Genomic DNA, 15099 nt, shown 5'->3' on the forward strand with positions numbered 1-15099 from the left:
AACGGCGACACCGCCATATCCGGCCTCCGGTTCCGCTTCGCTCCACCTCCGTCCGGATATGGCGGCGATGAGCTTAATGCACTAACAAACCAATCGGTCCACTCGGTGGGGGCAGATCACTCGCTCCATCGGCTGGCGAAGAATGTGATGGTCGTGCACTGGAGGATGAACAATTCTCGACATTCAAAATTCTCGTAAGGCGCACGTTTCCGTGAGGTCTATCTCAGATTATTTAACAAGCATAACTCCATAAAATGAAATGCAGTTTCTTGCTGGAGGCTTCGAGAGGAGCGCGAGCTCGCTGAAAGACTGAATCTGCCCGGAGACTGCCAATGCCAATATGGCTCTTTCGGCACGCGAGTACGGAACTGCCTAACATCTGACCCAGAAATCCGGGAGGCAAGGGGCCGCGCTACCCTTTCACTTCATCCCGCAGCTTCGGCCCCGCCTCCATCCGCCGTGAAAGTGATTCCACAAATCCTTGCCATCGCTTCTTGCCCGTCGCTTGCGCCGCCTTCATTGCTGTGTCGGGTAGCGGCGGATTGCTGGTGAGCCAGAAGCGCACGAACAGGCCAATCGCTTCGTTCGTCAATTCCACATGCCATTCGAGCCGATCCAGTTGCCGTGAAAGGCGATCGAGCCGCCTTGCCAGAGCGGCTTCCATCCGTTCGTCCTGATTGGACTGCAGCAGAGACATCAACGCCGCTTCCACCACTTCGGTGCGCGAGACGCCGCGGGCATGAGCGCGTTCCTCCAGCAATTTGGCCAGTTCGATATCGAGCCGAAATGTTTGTTTGCTGTGGGGCTTCTTCCTCACAGGTCGATGCCGTCATCGGGGTCGAGCGATGCATTGCGGGCATTGCGGTTCATAGTGCGATCGGCTTCCCGTTTGGCCCTGGCTGCGTCATCCTCGGGCGCATCGCGATCAAGATCGAACTCGTTGACCGGTGGCTTGGGGGCGGGAACGACATCCTCATGTTCACCCAGTTCGGGTTCTCGCCTGATCCCGGAGTTCGCCGTATCATTTTCGGATTTGGCCCCATCGGCATCTGACGGCACGTCCGGCTTGGGCTGATCAACTGGCGGCTGTTCGGAGCTTTTCGCTTCCGCCTTGGCTGGTTTAGTCGGCACCTGTGCGACCTTGGGCCAGCTCTCGATGTGAAGCAGGATGTCGCCGCCCGGACGGACAAACGGCAAAGTCGTGTAGGCCTCGCCCGGTGCAACCGCCGTCACGATATCGATGCACGAATGGATCGTGCCATAGTCGTTCGATGACCAGCGCACGAAAGCGAAGACCGCGCCAGGACGGAAGGCGGTGACGCGCGTGCGCCGGTTGATTATGGTATCCGCCGCGATGCGCCCGAAGCGTATCCATTGTTCGTAGCGCTTCTCGATCCAGGTCACTTCGACCTCGGTCAGGGTGCTTGCCGGAGGTGACTTGGCAGCATGCGACGTGCTGAGGCGTTGCGCCGATTGAGGGCTCATGGCTGCCCTCCCGCCATCATGTCCTTGGAACGCCAGATACGGGCGGTCGGCACGGCCGATGCGGCACGATTGTCCACAGGCCGCAATGCAGTTAGCAAGAATCCGAAGGATTCTTTTCTATTAGCATCGTTAGAGGAGCGCCGATTTTCCGCAGAATTCTGCGGGTTTCCGCATGATCTCGGTTTTCGATAGGCCGAGGATCGGGTTTCCGATGGGCCGAGTCCGACGGTTTTTGATAGGCCGAATGTCATGCCAACTTCTCCACAGGGAAACCGACGCGCCGGGCCGCGGCAACGAACGGGTCGACGGGGATGGGTTTGAAGATCAGCCGCTCGCGGCCGAAGCTGTGCTCAAGGCTCAAATGGTAGCCTGGGAGAGACTGCCGACGGACGATGGTCCGCAGCTCGAATGCGAATTGCTTGAGCGGCGAAAGCGCACCGGATTTGAGATGAAGGTGCGGAACGTCGAAACTCCAGCCACCCCGCTGATGTCCACCGTGCTTGCGCACGATACGGTAGAGCCAGCGTTCAACGCCCCCGGTCAGCGCAAAATACGCGCGGTCGATCGTCAGGATCAGGCCGCGATCGAGCACACCCGCATAGAACCAGTCGGGCAAGCACCGTTGCGGCAAGCCTGCCAAGCGAAGCGCCTTGCTGACATGGGCGCGGATCGAAAGAGGCCGCACTGGTCGGTTCTGCCGGCAAGGATGCCAGATGCCGATTGCATGCAAATGTTTAGGCGAACACAGGCCCAGACCCTCAAGCCACGGGGGAAACCAGCAGAAGCGATAGGAATGCCGCGTTTGCCCCTTCACGCCCTCACTCGTTCGACGTTGATCGGGCGGCTTGAGCGTGCCCACTCACCGGAGCGGCGAAGTTCGGTGTGACGCGCATATCAGGCCCCGTCATCGTCACACTTCGCCATGCCGAGATGGATGTCGCCAAGGCAGCGATTGATCCCAAAACTGCCAGCAGCGTGCTGTTGTCCGTTGCCAGCGATCCAAGGGCATGTGCGGCTTGAAACCCCGCGATGGCTGCCGGAACGGCAAAGAGGAGCGCGATCCCGGCACGCAGCAAGGGAGAACGAATAAAGGCAATGAGGCATTGTCCAAGCAGTAGGGTGGCAATTCCTGCCGTCAGACCGCCAATGATGGCAGCGAGATGCCCAAAATCATGGCGGAGCAGCAGGAATGCACAACCGATGCCAGCATAGACAGGCAGTGCATAGCTCGCGAGGCGGAACAGCAGCGCAAGCATGTATAGACCAGCAACGGCCCCGAGGATGAGGAGAAAGGTCATAAGCGTCCCTTGTCTGGACGCGCTCGCCACCACCACCTCAGCGCAATCTGCGATGCAAGAATAGCACGGCAGGGCGCAGGCCGAAAAGGCGAAATGTGCCTGAGATTAACGGCTGAAAGGGTCATATTCGCGAACCACCTGTTCGGGGTCGCCATCAAATTCGTCAGCGGGGATGACGAAGTAGCCCTGATTGGTTTCGATGAGGACGATCACCGTCATCAGCGTCCGGGAGAGGTTCCAGCCAAGCGATTGTGCGGTTGCCAGTGGCATGTTGCGGCTCCTGCCTTGGAGCGGGACCACCCCGCTCGACAGTCGCCCCACAGGCCGGAGGCTGGCCGCAATCACCGCAGCAAAGCTGCGGCCGCACGCGCACGCGTAGCGGACCCTTCACGGGTTGATTGAAGGAGGACAGGCTTCGAGCCCAGGGATCAGCGGCTAATGCGAGTGGATGGTTCTGCGGCGGAGCGAGCGATCCGCCCACCAGTGCCTATGCCAAAGTGGCTCACTAGAGCCGACAGGCTTGAAATCGGCGATCCATACAATCAGTCCAAGCTGAACCAGGGAGAACGCCAGACTTGCCCTGAGTTGGATTTTAATTGGTGACAATGTGGTGACAACGGCGAGCGATTGGAGCTTTGTCACCAAGGCCTCGCGAGCTACGCGAGGTGCAATTAGTTAGTTTTCTTGGAAAAAACTGGAGCGGGCGAAGGGATTCGAACCCTCGACCCCAACCTTGGCAAGGTTGTGCTCTACCCCTGAGCTACGCCCGCTCGGCGCTTGATGGAGACGCTGTCCCCGTCGGGTGAGGCGGGCAACTAGCAGCGCTTTTCGGGATGGGCAAGGGGAGAATTGCCAAGACCGTGAAATTCCTTCCGGCCCCTTCAAGGATGGCGGCTTCGCGGGGCTTTGCGCCTACCGCGCCCGATGGCCGTGGCAACTGCGTCGCCGCGAAACCGCTATTGCGGCCGATTGGGTGATTCGCGTCGTACAAAAATGCCTGCGTGGCATTTTGCAACTTTGCCTGCCGGGTCATTCTGTTAATCTTGCCATCCGATCCCATATTTCGACCAAGCGGCGGATCATTTGTCGCGTCCCTTCGTATGACAGACCGAACAGGAGGAAGCACCCGCCATGCCGTCCGATCACCTCACACGCCGCTCCCTGTTGCAGGGTAGTGCGGCGATCGCCGCAGCGGCACCCGCGCTGGCACCCGCCGGTGCCGCCGCCGCACGGCAGACAGCCAAGGAAGGAACCGGGATGATCCCCGTGGAATTGACCGTGAACGGGCGCGAGGTGCATCTGCAACTTGACCCGCGCACAACCCTGCTCGACGCGCTGCGTGAGCATCTGCACCTGACCGGAACCAAGAAAGGCTGCGATCAGGGCCAGTGCGGTGCATGCACCGTCATTGTCGAAGGCCGACGGATCAACAGCTGCCTGACGCTGGCGGTCATGCATGATGGCGAGAAGGTGACGACGATCGAGGGGTTGGGCACGCCCGACAAGCTTCACCCGATGCAGCGCGCCTTCATCACCCATGACGGCTATCAGTGCGGATATTGCACGCCGGGGCAGATTTGCTCGGCGGTCGCGGTGCTGGAGGAGATTGCAGCGGGCATCCCCAGCCATGTCACGCCTGATCTGGACAAGGTATCGCTATCCGACAGCGAACTGCGTGAGCGAATGAGCGGCAATATCTGCCGCTGCGCCGCCTATCCCAACATCATCGCCGCCATGAATGACGTGGCCGGGGAGACGAAGGCATGAAACCCTTTACCTATAGTCGCGCGACCAGTGTCGCGGATGCCGCCAAAGCCGCGGCCTCGACGCAAGGCGCGCGCTTCATTGCGGGCGGCACGAACCTGCTGGACCTGATGAAGCTCCAGATCGAAACGCCGACCCATTTGATTGACGTCAATCATCTGGGCCTCGACCGGATCGAGCCGACGCCGGAGGGCGGCCTGCGCATCGGCGCGCTGGTCCGCAATACTGATCTCGCCGCCGATAAGGTCGTGCGTCGCGACTATGGCGTGCTGAGCCGCGCGCTCTTGGCCGGGGCATCCGGGCAATTGCGCAACAAGGCGACGACGGCGGGCAACCTGCTCCAGCGTACCCGCTGCCCCTATTTTTACGACACCAACATGCCGTGCAACAAGCGCAAGCCGGGCAGCGGCTGCGGCGCGATCGGCGGGATCAGTCGCAGCCTGGCGATATTGGGGGTGAGCGATGCCTGCATCGCCCAGCATCCCAGCGACATGGCTGTGGCGATGCGGCTGCTGGATGCGCAGGTCGATACGGTCGGCGCGGACGGCGTGGCGCGTGCCATACCGATTGCCGATTTCCATATGTTGCCCGGTGACACCCCCCATGTCGAAACCGCGCTCAAAAGCGGCGAGATCATCACGTCGGTCACCTTGCCCAAGCCGATCGGGGGCACTCATGTCTATCGCAAGGTGCGCGACCGCGCGTCCTACGCCTTTGCGCTGGTGTCGGTGGCGGCAGTGTTCGGCAAGGATGGCGGCAGCCGCTTCGCCTTTGGCGGGATCGGGGCCAAGCCATGGCGGACGCCAGCGGCAGACGCTGCCGCATCCTCAGGGGCCAAAGCGGTAGCGGAGGCTGCGCTGAGCGGCGCGCGAACGACCCATCATAATGATTTCAAAAAGACGCTGGTCGAACGGACATTGGCGTCGCTCTATCGCCAGAAGGAGGCCCGGTCGTGAAATTCGATACGCCCGCCACCACCAATCCCATCGACAAGGGCCGCGTCGTCGGCGTTGCCCATGACCGGATCGACGGCCCGGCCAAGGTCACCGGCAGCGCGCCCTATGCCTATGAACGGCATGATGCGGCACCCAATGCCGCCTATGGCTGGATCGTCGGATCAGCGATCGCCAAGGGGACGATCGCGGCCATGGACCTGCGCGCTGCCGAAGCGGCGCCCGGCGTGCTGGGCATCGTCACCCATGCCAATGCCGGGAAACTGGGCAAGGGCAATTATAACACCGCCCCGCTGCTCGGCGGCCCGGCGATCATGCATTATGATCAGGCGCTGGCATTGGTTATCGCCGATACATTTGAAAATGCTCGCGCCGCCGCCAAGCTGGTGCGGATCGACTATGCGCCGCAGGATGGAAAGTTCGATCTGGCCGCCGAACAGGGTAACGCCGTCAAACCGCCAGACGGTGGCTTCAGCGGAGCAGCCGACAGCGCCGTTGGCGATTTTGACGGAGCCTTTGCCAAGGCCGCCGTCAGGATCGACCAGCGCTACACCACCCCCGATCACAGCCATGCCATGCTGGAGCCGCACGCCACCACGGCGGCATGGAACGGCGACAAGCTGACGCTATGGACCGCGAATCAGATGATTGCCTGGAGCGTGGGGGAGGTCGCCAAGACGCTGGGCATCCCCAAGGCCAATGTCCGGCTGGTATCGCCCTATATTGGCGGTGGCTTCGGGGCCAAGCTGTTCCTGCGCGCCGACGCGCTGCTCGCGGCATTGGGTGCGAAGCAAATCGGGCGGCCGGTCAAGGTCGCGATCGCCCGCAGCCAGATCCCCAACAACACCACCCATCGCCCCGCGACGATCCAGCGCATCCGCATCGGCGCGGACAAGAATGGGGTGATCGACGCCATCGGCCATGAAGTCTGGTCGGGCGACCTGCCTGGTGGTGGCACCGAGACAGCGGCGATGCAGACGCGGCTGCTCTATGGTGGCGCGCACCGCATGACCGCACACCGGCTGGCGACACTCGACCTGCCCGAAGGCAATGCCATGCGTGCGCCGGGCGAAGCGGTCGGCCTGCTGGCGCTGGAAGTGGCGATGGATGAACTGGCTGAAGCCTGCGGCGTCGATCCGGTCGAGCTGCGCATCCGCAACGATGTGCAATATGATCCCGAAGCCGGGACGCAGCGGCCCTATTCCAGCCGCAAGCTGGTGGAGTGTCTGCGCGCCGGGGCGGACCGGTTCGGATGGGCCAAGCGCAACCCCAAGCCCGGAAAGGTCCGTGACGGTCGCTGGCTGGTCGGCATGGGGGTAGCGAGCGCCTTCCGCAACAATCTGGTCGGCAAATCGGGCGCGCGGATCGGCGTGGACGGCGCGGGCAAGGTGATCGTCGAAACCGACATGACCGACATCGGCACTGGCAGCTATACCATCATCGGCCAGACTGCGGCGGAAATGCTGGGCGTATCTCTGGACGACGTCATCGTGCGGCTGGGCGACAGCCGCTTTCCCGCATCGGCTGGCTCTGGCGGGCAATGGGGCGCAAACAGTTCCACTGCAGGCGTCTATGCCGCCGCGATGGCGTTGCGGGCAAAGCTGGCGGAAAAAGCGGGCTATCCCATCGATCAGGCGCAGTTTGACGATGGGCTGGTGAAGCTGGGCGACCAGTCGCAAACGCTCGCCGCTCTGGCGGGACGCGAGGGGCTGTGGGCGGAGGATAGCATCGAGTTTGGCGATCTCGACAAACGCTATGTCCAGGCGACTTTCGGCGCGCATTTCTGCGAGGTCGGGGTAGATGTCGATACCGCCGAGGTCCGCATCCGCCGCATGGGCGGCGCGTTTGCCGCGGGGCGCATCCTCAACCCCAAGTCCGCGCGCAGCCAGGTGATCGGCGCGATGACCATGGGGGCGGGATCGGCGCTGATGGAAGCGCTGGAGGTCGATACCCGCTTTGGCCTGTTCATCAATCATGACATGGCCGAATATGCGGTGCCTGTTCATGCCGACATACCGCAACAGGACGTGTTGTTCATCGACGAGCTGGACGATAAAAGCTCACCGATGAAAGCCAAGGGCGTGGGCGAGCTGGGCATTTGCGGCGCAGGGGCAGCGGTCGCCAATGCGATCTACAATGCCACCGGTCTGCGGCTGCGCGACTATCCGCTGACCATCGACAAATTGCTGAAAGCGCAGATGGGCTGACGCACAACCGACCCAAGGTCTAATAGAGCGCCGTCCACCCGCCCCCTAGCCTTCCTCCCAAACATACAGGGAGGACGGCATGAAGGGCATCGCGACGCTGCTGGCGACCAGCGCGATGGCGCTGTGTGGCGGGGTCGCGCGGGCGGACGACGTAGAGGCGGCGCGCCAGCCGATCATCGTCACTGCGCCGGGCGGTGGTATCGACAACGACGATGGCCTGTCGCTATCCGCTGCCGACATCAATAGAGGCGGCAGTCCCGATCTGCTCGGCGCGCTGGTCCGCAACTTTGCGGGCGTCACCTTGCAGGATGCGCAGAATAACCCGTGGCAGCCCAATCTGGTTTATCGCGGCTTTGTCGCCTCACCGCTTCAGGGGCAGGCGCAGGGGATCGCCGTCTATCTGGACGGCGCGCGCTTCAACCAGCCCTTTGGCGACACGATGCAGTTCGACCTGTTGCCCGAAGCCGCGATTGCGCGGATCAGCCTGCTCGACAAAAGCGCGGTCTATGGCCTTAATGCGCTGGGCGGGGCGCTGCTGATCGACACCAAGACAGGGTTGAGCGATCCGGGGCTGGAGGCCAGCCTGTCCCAGGGCCGGTTCGGCATGACCGAAGCGAGCATCGCGGCGGGCGGGGCGCGGGGCGATTTCAGCGCCTTTGCCGCCTTCGAATATAGGCGCGATGATGGCTGGCGCGCCTTTTCGCCTTCGACCCTCTATAATGGCTATCTCGATCTTGGCTTTGACACCGCAGGAGGCGGCCTGCACCTGAAACTGGTGGGGGCGGATACCGACCTGACCGGCAATGGCGTGTCCCCGGTCGAACTGCTCGCGGTCGATCGGCGCGCTGTGTTCACCTGGCCGGACAATAGCGCAAGCAGCTATGGCCGGGTCAGCCTGCATCCCTGGGTTGCGCTGTCGGACAGGACGCGGATCGAAGGAACGCTCTATGCCCAAAAATTGACGCTGCGTAACCTCAACGGAGATGCTGCCGACATTGAAGGCTGCGAGGATGAATCGGGTCTGCTCTGCCTGGAGACAGTGGCCGATGCAGAGGGGGAGGAAGAACAGGCAGTCCTGACCGATGCCAATGGCGATCCGATCAACGACAGGCTGGGCGGTGAAGGCTATGGCGTCCTTAATCGCGGGCGCACCGCGACGCGGGCGATGGGCGCGCTGGTGCAGCTGATCGACCAGCGCGCTTTGGGTGACGGCGACAATCATCTGGCGCTTGGGTTGAGTTACGACACAAGCCGCACCCGCTTCGACACGTCCACCGAGCTGGGCGCAATGACCGATAAGCGCGGCGTCGAGGGGCTGGGACCGATCATCATCCAGCCCGACGGCGCAATCGCGCCGGTGGGGCTGGTCGCCCATACCGATTATTGGGGTGTGTTCGTGCAGGACCGGCTGCCGATCACCCCGCGCCTTTCGGCCGAAATCGCACTGCGCTACAACCGGGCGCGGGTTGTGTTGCAAGACCAGATCGGCACTGCGCTCAATGGCCAGCATCACTTTGCCAGGCTGAACCCCGGCATCGAATTCGACTATCGCTTGTCCGACGCACTAGTGCTGCGCGCGGGCTATGCACAAAGCAACCGTGTGCCGACCCCAGCCGAACTGTCCTGCGCCGATGAAAATGCGCCGTGCAGCCTGACCAATTTCTTCATCGCCGATCCGCCATTAAAGCAGGTGGTCGCCCAAAGCTGGGAAGCGGGCGCGAAGGGCAAGGCGCAGCTTGACGGCTTTGCGATCGACTGGCTGCTGTCGGCCTGGCGCACAGACAATCGCAACGACATTCAATATGTCGCGTCGGAAATCCGGGGCCGCGCCTATTTCCGCAATATCGGCAGCACAAGGCGGCAGGGCGTGGAAGCGACGATCCGCGCGAGCCGGGGCGGCCTGAGCGCTGGCCTGGGCTATGCCTTCACCGACGCGACCTATCGCGCGCCGCTCAGCCTTTCTAGCCCGGCCAATCCGACATCGGACGAGGACGGTTTGATCGCGGTCGAACGCGGCGACCGCCTGCCCGGCATCGCCCGGCATAGCGCGACATTGAACTTGGACTATGCCGGGAGAGGCTGGACGGTCGGCGGCGATGTGATCGCGCGAACCGGCCAATATCTGGTCGGAGATGAGGGGAATGATACGCCGCGCCTCCCTGGCTACGCCATCGTCAACCTGCGCGCGAGCGTGGAGGTGGTGCGCGGCGTCAGCCTGTTCGGCGAACTCCGCAATGCCTTTGACCGGCGCTACGCGACCTTCGGCACGTTCAGCGAAGTCGACGAGGTCGAACTGGAGGAGGTGCCGGACGCATCAAATCCCCGCGCCTATGGGCCGGGCGCACCGCGCCGTTGGCAAGTGGGGGTCAGGGCGCGCTTTTGATGTCGATGCGCGGCAGCAGCGACGCTTCAAGGCCCGGATAAAGGTGCGAGACGCTGCGCTGCATTTCGTAGCGGGCAACGGCCATTCGGGCGAAACGGTCGGGAATCGGCAGATTGCCCGCCTCCACCATGTCGAGCCCATCGCGCACCGCTTGTGTCAATGCGCCCTCCAGCCAGTTAAGCCAGTCGCCGGTCTGGGCTATGGCTGCGATCCCGGCCGGATCAATCGGCCCATGGCCGGGCAGGAGAGCGCCATGGGGCAGCACCTGCAACTGGTCGAGACTGGCGCGCCAGGCTGGAAGCACTGCGGTCGGCGTGCTGGGCGCACGATCGTTAAACACCAGATCACCACCCAGCAGCATACCGGTCCGCTCGTCCAGCAGCGCCAGATCCGCGCTGCTATGGCCGGAGAGCGCAAGCGGGCGTAACGCCCGCCCGCCAAAATCCTCCTGCGCCGTCATGATCGCCCGCCCCGGCAGGATCAGGTCGGTGCCGCGCATCCAGTCGCCCAGCAACCGGTACATCCCATCGGCGTAGCCCTGCCCTTGCGCCACCAGTGCGGCGATCGTGCCGGGCAGCGCAGCAACGATGGCCGGGTCGAAGGCGGCCAGACCCATGCCATGATCGGGATGGAGATGGCTGACATAGACTCGCACGATGCGCGCGCCGGTCAGTTGTTCGGCCACCTGCCGCAGGGCGCGGGCATAGCGCAGCGATGGGCCGCATTCCCACAACACGGTCCCGGCAGGCGTTGCGATGATGGCGATATTGGCGATCGCCCCGCCATTACGGGACTCGATCGGCTCATCAGCGCCGCGGACCATCCAGATGCCATCGCCGATCGCCACTGGCGTGATGACATAGTCCGCCGCGCGGGCGGGTGCAGCCGCCAGGCTCGCCATTCCGCCCAGCATGGCGCGGCGCGACAATATCATCGTCCACCGGGTATGGGTGACTGGCGCGCCAGCGTCAGCGCGGCACGATAGTCGCGGCCGTTGGTGTCACGCGCCGCAACGCGCAGCGCCGCGTCCGCTGCGCTGTCCACCAGCAGCGTGATTGCGGGATCTTCCGAAACCGATGCCCAAATGTCCATGTCCCCCAGCAGACGGTCGGCCCCGTCGACCACCGACAAGGCCTCCAGATGATAGGTGGCGATATTTTCCACAAGGCCAGTATCCATCGGGTGGCGAAAACTCAGCCGTACCCGGCTCTGGCCGTTCGCCATCGGCCAGACTTCGCCGCGTATCTCGCCCAGATGATCGGCCCAGTCGCCCTTGACCCGGCTGACCGGCGGTGCGGAACATCCCCCGCCAGCGGCATCGACCCAGCCGCCCGACACAAGCCATTGTCCACTGTCGAGTTGCACTGCGCCACGCACCGGTGTCCGCTGGTCCAGCTTGATCCGGGTCGCGATATAGGGCGCGGCATGGGCGGGGCGATAGTCGATCGCGACGGGTATGGGATTAAGATCCGCCAGCAGGATCATCCGCCTGACCCCCACAATGCCCCGCGCGTCGATGACGACCGGAAAGGCGCGCTGGTTTTCCGCGATCATCGGAAAGGAGACGATCACCCGCGGATCGAAGCGGACCGGGTCATCACCGAACAGGGTGCGGGCATGGGCGCTCCACATCGGTGAACCCAACGGATCGGCAGGCGGTATGGCCGCGGCACTGGCAGGTGCCAGCATCAGCATGAGTACGACCCAAAGCCTCGTTGGCCTGCGCATGACCTTCTCCCTTATGACAGGTCTAATCCCGCGCGCGACGCGCTACCATTGGTCCTTGGGTCATGGGCCGGGAGACGATCATGCGCCGCTTCATAATAGCCGCCCTGCTGCTGGCGTCGCCGTGCCTGGCACAGGTGCCGTTGTTTGATGCCGAAGGCTATCGCATCGCGCATTATCGCGCGCCGGTGCGACAGCCGCCCGCCGGGGTCGGGCGAATCGCACCAGCGGCGGCGGCACAATTGATGTCCAACCGGGACGCCATATTTATCGACGTCCTGCCCGCCGAAGGTGGCCATCGCGCGCCCGATGGCCGCTGGCGGCTGGCGTCCACCCATATATCCATCCCCGGCGCGCACTGGTTCCCCGAAGCAGGGCGCGGCCAGCCCGATCCTGTCATTGCGCAAGCCTTTGCCAAAGGCATGGCCCGGCTGACCGGGCGAAAGCGCGGGCAGATGCTGATCCTTTTTTGCCGCGCCGATTGCTGGATGGGCTGGAATGCCGCCAAAAGGCTGCGCGCGATGGGCTATAGCAACATCTGGTGGCTGGCGGAGGGAACCGATGGCTGGCGCGACCTTGGCCTGCCGCTCGCCCCGGTCCAGCCCGATGACGGCATCGCCCCATAGGACCAAAGGCCCATTGTGCGCGGTCGCGCTCCGGCCGCACTCTCCTCTCAATCCGGCGGCCACGAGCCGTGCGATTCCATGGAGAGTGATGTGATCGACCTGCGCCTGTCTGGTGGCCTTGCCGCTGCCGCCCTGTTCCTCTCGCCAGTGCCCGCCGCGGCGAAGGATATTGTCGTCCATATGAAGAATCAGGGTACCGACGGGGCGATGGTGTTCGAACCGTCCTTCGTAAAGGCAGCGCCGGGCGACACGATCCGTTTCAAGCCGACCGACCCCAGCCATAATGCCGAGACGATGGCCAATATGCTGCCCGCAGGCGCAACGCCCGTGAAGGGCGTGATGAACAAGGAGATGGTCCTGACCGTCGCCAAGCCGGGCCTTTATGGCATCAAATGTATGCCCCATTATTCGATGGGCATGGTCGCGCTGGTGCAGGTGGGCAAGGTGTCCGCCGCAGAACTGACCGCCGCCAAAGCGGTCAAGCTGCCGCCCTTTGCCGCCAAGCGCATGACGGCGGCCCTCGCGAAAGTGAAATAGACCCAAGGTGCAATGGCCCGGCCCTGGTCGCCGCGCCATGTTTTCAGCCAATTTCGACAATATAGGAGTAGGGCAATGCTGCAACAGGCGATGGAGCGGTTCACCGGCAAGACGCTGATCCGTGACCAATATGACAATTATATCGGCGGCCAGTGGATCGCGCCGGTCAAGGGCGGCTATTTCGAGAATATCTCGCCCGTGACGGGGCAAGTCGTCGGCACGATCGCGCGCGGTACGGCTGAGGATATCGAGCTGGCGCTGGATGCCGCGCACGAGGCAAAGGATGCTTGGGGCAAGACGTCCTCGACCGACCGGTCGAACATCCTGCTGAAGATCGCCGACCGGATTGAAGCGAACCTCGATCTGATCGCGATGGCCGAGACGATCGACAATGGCAAACCGATCCGCGAGACAACCCACGCCGACATTCCGCTGGCCATCGACCATTTCCGCTATTTCGCCGGTTGCGTCCGCGCGCAGGAAGGGTCGATCAGCGAGATCGACCATGACACCATCGCCTATCATTTTCACGAACCGCTGGGCGTGGTCGGCCAGATCATCCCCTGGAACTTCCCGATCCTGATGGCGGTGTGGAAGCTGGCCCCGGCACTGGCGGCGGGCAACTGCATCGTCCTCAAACCCGCCGAGCAGACGCCCATGTCGATCCTGGTGCTGCTGGACATTATCGGCGACCTGCTGCCGCCCGGCGTGCTGAACGTCGTCAATGGTTTCGGCGTGGAAGCAGGCAAGCCGCTCGCCAGCAACAAGCGGATCAGCAAGATCGCCTTCACCGGCGAAACGACGACCGGCCGCCTGATCATGCAATATGCGTCGGAAAATCTGATTCCCGTCACGCTTGAGCTGGGCGGCAAATCGCCCAACATCTTCTTTGCCGACGTGATGGATGCGGATGACGATTATTTCGACAAATGTCTGGAAGGCTTTGCGATGTTCGCGCTCAATCAGGGCGAAGTCTGCACCTGCCCCAGCCGGGCGCTGATCCAGGAATCGATCTACGAAAAGTTCATCGAACGCGCGATTGCGCGGGTGAAGGCTATCAAACAGGGCAGCCCGCTCGATCCGGCGACCATGATCGGCGCGCAGGCGTCGAACGACCAGCTGGAAAAGATCCTCTCCTATATTGAGATCGGCCTGGCCGAAGGGGCGGAATTGCTGACCGGCGGCGCGCGCGCCCATCTGGATGGCGAACTGAGCGAGGGCTATTATGTCACCCCGACGGTCCTGAAGGGCCACAACAGGATGCGCATCTTTCAGGAAGAGATTTTCGGCCCCGTGCTGGCCGTCACCACCTTCAAGGATGAAGCCGAAGCGCTCGCTATCGCCAATGACACGCTCTACGGCCTGGGCGCTGGCGTGTGGACCCGCGACGGCAGCCGCGCCTATCGCATGGGCCGGGGCATTCACGCCGGTCGCGTCTGGACCAACTGTTACCACGCCTATCCCGCCCATGCGGCATTTGGCGGGTTCAAACAGTCTGGCATTGGTCGCGAGAATCACAAGATGATGCTGGACCATTATCAGCAGACCAAGAATCTGCTGGTCAGCTACAGCCCAAAGGCGCTGGGCTTTTTCTAACTGGTCGCACCGAAGGCGCTTGCCTCTCCCCTTCGAGCGCCTTCGTCCCCGGCGGGCGTCCCTAACGGACGTCCGCCCCATTTTTTGAAGGAAGGCCTGGCTGTGACGACACCGCTTCCGCCCCGCATATTGGCGACCGACCCAGCGCTGGCGCTGATGGCGCAATTGGCTGCGAAGCACGGGCCGCTGATGTTCCACCAGTCGGGCGGCTGTTGCGACGGTTCCGCGCCGATGTGCTTTCCGCGCGGCGAGTTCAGGGTCGGCGCGCAGGACGTGCTGCTGGGCCATGTGGCGGGCGATGTCCCCGTGTGGATCGGCGCAGCCCAGTTCGACTATTGGCGCCATACCCAGGTGACGATCGACATGGTGCCGGGGCGCGGCGCCGGCATGTCGCTGGAAAGTCCCGAAGGGGTGCGCTTCATAGTCCGGTCCCGCATCTTTACCGACAGCGAAAACGCCCTGCTGGAGGCGGCGGGTGATCCGCCGCGGGGCGACGCCATCGCCTGACGTGACAAATGCGCAGCA

13 protein-coding genes, 1 tRNA gene and 3 pseudogenes are annotated in these 15099 nt (G+C 63.2%); 9 read left to right on the top strand and 8 right to left on the bottom strand.

All coding sequences use genetic code 11. From position 1 onward, the window contains the following. Window positions 1-85, top strand: a pseudogene (locus tag Q0D44_RS14320) (integrase catalytic subunit); the annotation flags it as partial. A gap of 327 nt (window positions 86-412) precedes the next feature. On the opposite strand, the gene Q0D44_RS14325 reads toward Q0D44_RS14320, so the two are convergent. From Q0D44_RS14325 to Q0D44_RS14350, 6 genes and pseudogenes are all read right to left on the bottom strand, one after another. Continuing rightward, window positions 413-817: a ribbon-helix-helix protein, CopG family gene (locus Q0D44_RS14325; RefSeq protein WP_294137337.1), complete on the bottom strand. Its 405-nt coding sequence runs from the start codon at window positions 815-817 to the stop codon at window positions 413-415. Between the two features lie 311 nt (window positions 818-1128). Continuing rightward, window positions 1129-1485 (bottom strand): annotated as a pseudogene (locus Q0D44_RS14330) (DUF2840 domain-containing protein); the annotation flags it as partial. A gap of 247 nt (window positions 1486-1732) precedes the next feature. Continuing rightward, window positions 1733-2101, bottom strand: a pseudogene (locus Q0D44_RS14335) (replication initiator protein A); the annotation flags it as partial. A 202-nt stretch (window positions 2102-2303) separates the two neighbouring features. Beyond that, window positions 2304-2783, bottom strand: coding sequence for a hypothetical protein (locus tag Q0D44_RS14340; RefSeq protein WP_294137339.1), 480 nt, complete (start codon window positions 2781-2783; stop codon window positions 2304-2306). Between the two features lie 105 nt (window positions 2784-2888). Further along, window positions 2889-3053, bottom strand: coding sequence for a hypothetical protein (locus Q0D44_RS14345; protein WP_006964003.1), 165 nt, complete (start codon window positions 3051-3053; stop codon window positions 2889-2891). 425 nt (window positions 3054-3478) lie between these two features. Further along, a tRNA-Gly gene (locus tag Q0D44_RS14350) sits at window positions 3479-3553 on the bottom strand. A gap of 361 nt (window positions 3554-3914) precedes the next feature. Here Q0D44_RS14350 and paoA point away from each other — a divergent pair. From paoA to Q0D44_RS14370, 4 genes are all read left to right on the top strand, one after another. Beyond that, window positions 3915-4550 (top strand): aldehyde dehydrogenase iron-sulfur subunit PaoA, encoded by a 636-nt coding sequence (paoA, locus tag Q0D44_RS14355; protein ID WP_294137342.1) that lies wholly within the window; start codon window positions 3915-3917, stop codon window positions 4548-4550. After that, on the top strand, window positions 4547-5503 hold the full coding sequence (locus tag Q0D44_RS14360) for a xanthine dehydrogenase family protein subunit M (protein WP_294137344.1): 957 nt from the start codon (window positions 4547-4549) through the stop codon (window positions 5501-5503). Before paoA ends, Q0D44_RS14360 begins: the two co-directional genes overlap by 4 nt. Further along, a complete protein-coding gene (paoC, locus tag Q0D44_RS14365; RefSeq protein ID WP_294137347.1) occupies window positions 5500-7707 on the top strand; it encodes an aldehyde oxidoreductase molybdenum-binding subunit PaoC in 2208 nt (735 codons plus the stop codon). Before Q0D44_RS14360 ends, paoC begins: the two co-directional genes overlap by 4 nt. A gap of 79 nt (window positions 7708-7786) precedes the next feature. Then, window positions 7787-10090 carry a TonB-dependent receptor gene (locus Q0D44_RS14370; RefSeq protein WP_294137350.1) on the top strand — a complete coding sequence of 768 codons (2304 nt, stop codon included), beginning with the start codon at window positions 7787-7789 and terminating at the stop codon, window positions 10088-10090. On the opposite strand, the gene Q0D44_RS14375 is transcribed toward Q0D44_RS14370, so the two are convergent. After that, a complete protein-coding gene (locus Q0D44_RS14375) occupies window positions 10074-11024 on the bottom strand; it encodes a quinoprotein relay system zinc metallohydrolase 1 (protein ID WP_294137352.1) in 951 nt (316 codons plus the stop codon). The genes Q0D44_RS14370 and Q0D44_RS14375 overlap by 17 nt on opposite strands. After that, window positions 11021-11818, bottom strand: coding sequence for a quinoprotein dehydrogenase-associated SoxYZ-like carrier (locus Q0D44_RS14380; protein ID WP_294137356.1), 798 nt, complete (start codon window positions 11816-11818; stop codon window positions 11021-11023). Before Q0D44_RS14380 ends, Q0D44_RS14375 begins: the two co-directional genes overlap by 4 nt. An 80-nt stretch (window positions 11819-11898) precedes the next feature. Here Q0D44_RS14380 and Q0D44_RS14385 point away from each other — a divergent pair, with 80 nt between their 5' ends. The 4 genes from Q0D44_RS14385 (at window position 11899) to Q0D44_RS14400 (ending at window position 15081) form a co-directional block, all read left to right on the top strand. Beyond that, entirely contained in the window at window positions 11899-12441 is a 543-nt protein-coding gene (locus Q0D44_RS14385) for a rhodanese-like domain-containing protein (RefSeq protein ID WP_294137358.1), read from the top strand. Window positions 12442-12519: 78 nt separating this feature from the next. Next, complete coding sequence (locus tag Q0D44_RS14390) at window positions 12520-12978, top strand: pseudoazurin (RefSeq protein WP_294137361.1); 459 nt, start codon at window positions 12520-12522, stop codon at window positions 12976-12978. A gap of 75 nt (window positions 12979-13053) precedes the next feature. After that, window positions 13054-14574 (top strand): aldehyde dehydrogenase, encoded by a 1521-nt coding sequence (gene adh, locus Q0D44_RS14395; protein WP_294137363.1) that lies wholly within the window; start codon window positions 13054-13056, stop codon window positions 14572-14574. Window positions 14575-14730: 156 nt separating this feature from the next. Further along, window positions 14731-15081, top strand: coding sequence for a DUF779 domain-containing protein (locus Q0D44_RS14400; protein ID WP_294137541.1), 351 nt, complete (start codon window positions 14731-14733; stop codon window positions 15079-15081). Window positions 15082-15099: the final 18 nt, after the last annotated feature.

Source organism: Sphingobium sp., from assembly GCA_023266575.1.
In the GTDB taxonomy this organism is placed as follows: Bacteria; Pseudomonadota; Alphaproteobacteria; order Sphingomonadales; family Sphingomonadaceae; genus Sphingobium.

Excerpts from the sequence above, each read along its gene's own strand:
- Q0D44_RS14340 (WP_294137339.1), bottom strand. The coding sequence starts at position 2,783 with ATGACCTTTCTCCTCATCCTCGGGGCCGTTGCTGGTCTATACATGCTT.
- Q0D44_RS14345 (WP_006964003.1), bottom strand. The coding sequence starts at position 3,053 with ATGCCACTGGCAACCGCACAATCGCTTGGCTGGAACCTCTCCCGGACG.
- paoA (WP_294137342.1), top strand. The coding sequence starts at position 3,915 with ATGCCGTCCGATCACCTCACACGCCGCTCCCTGTTGCAGGGTAGTGCG.
- Q0D44_RS14360 (WP_294137344.1), top strand. The coding sequence starts at position 4,547 with ATGAAACCCTTTACCTATAGTCGCGCGACCAGTGTCGCGGATGCCGCC.
- Q0D44_RS14370 (WP_294137350.1), top strand. The coding sequence starts at position 7,787 with ATGAAGGGCATCGCGACGCTGCTGGCGACCAGCGCGATGGCGCTGTGT.
- Q0D44_RS14375 (WP_294137352.1), bottom strand. The coding sequence starts at position 11,024 with ATGATATTGTCGCGCCGCGCCATGCTGGGCGGAATGGCGAGCCTGGCG.
- Q0D44_RS14380 (WP_294137356.1), bottom strand. The coding sequence starts at position 11,818 with ATGCGCAGGCCAACGAGGCTTTGGGTCGTACTCATGCTGATGCTGGCA.
- Q0D44_RS14385 (WP_294137358.1), top strand. The coding sequence starts at position 11,899 with ATGCGCCGCTTCATAATAGCCGCCCTGCTGCTGGCGTCGCCGTGCCTG.
- Q0D44_RS14390 (WP_294137361.1), top strand. The coding sequence starts at position 12,520 with ATGGAGAGTGATGTGATCGACCTGCGCCTGTCTGGTGGCCTTGCCGCT.
- adh (WP_294137363.1), top strand. The coding sequence starts at position 13,054 with ATGCTGCAACAGGCGATGGAGCGGTTCACCGGCAAGACGCTGATCCGT.
- Q0D44_RS14400 (WP_294137541.1), top strand. The coding sequence starts at position 14,731 with ATGGCGCAATTGGCTGCGAAGCACGGGCCGCTGATGTTCCACCAGTCG.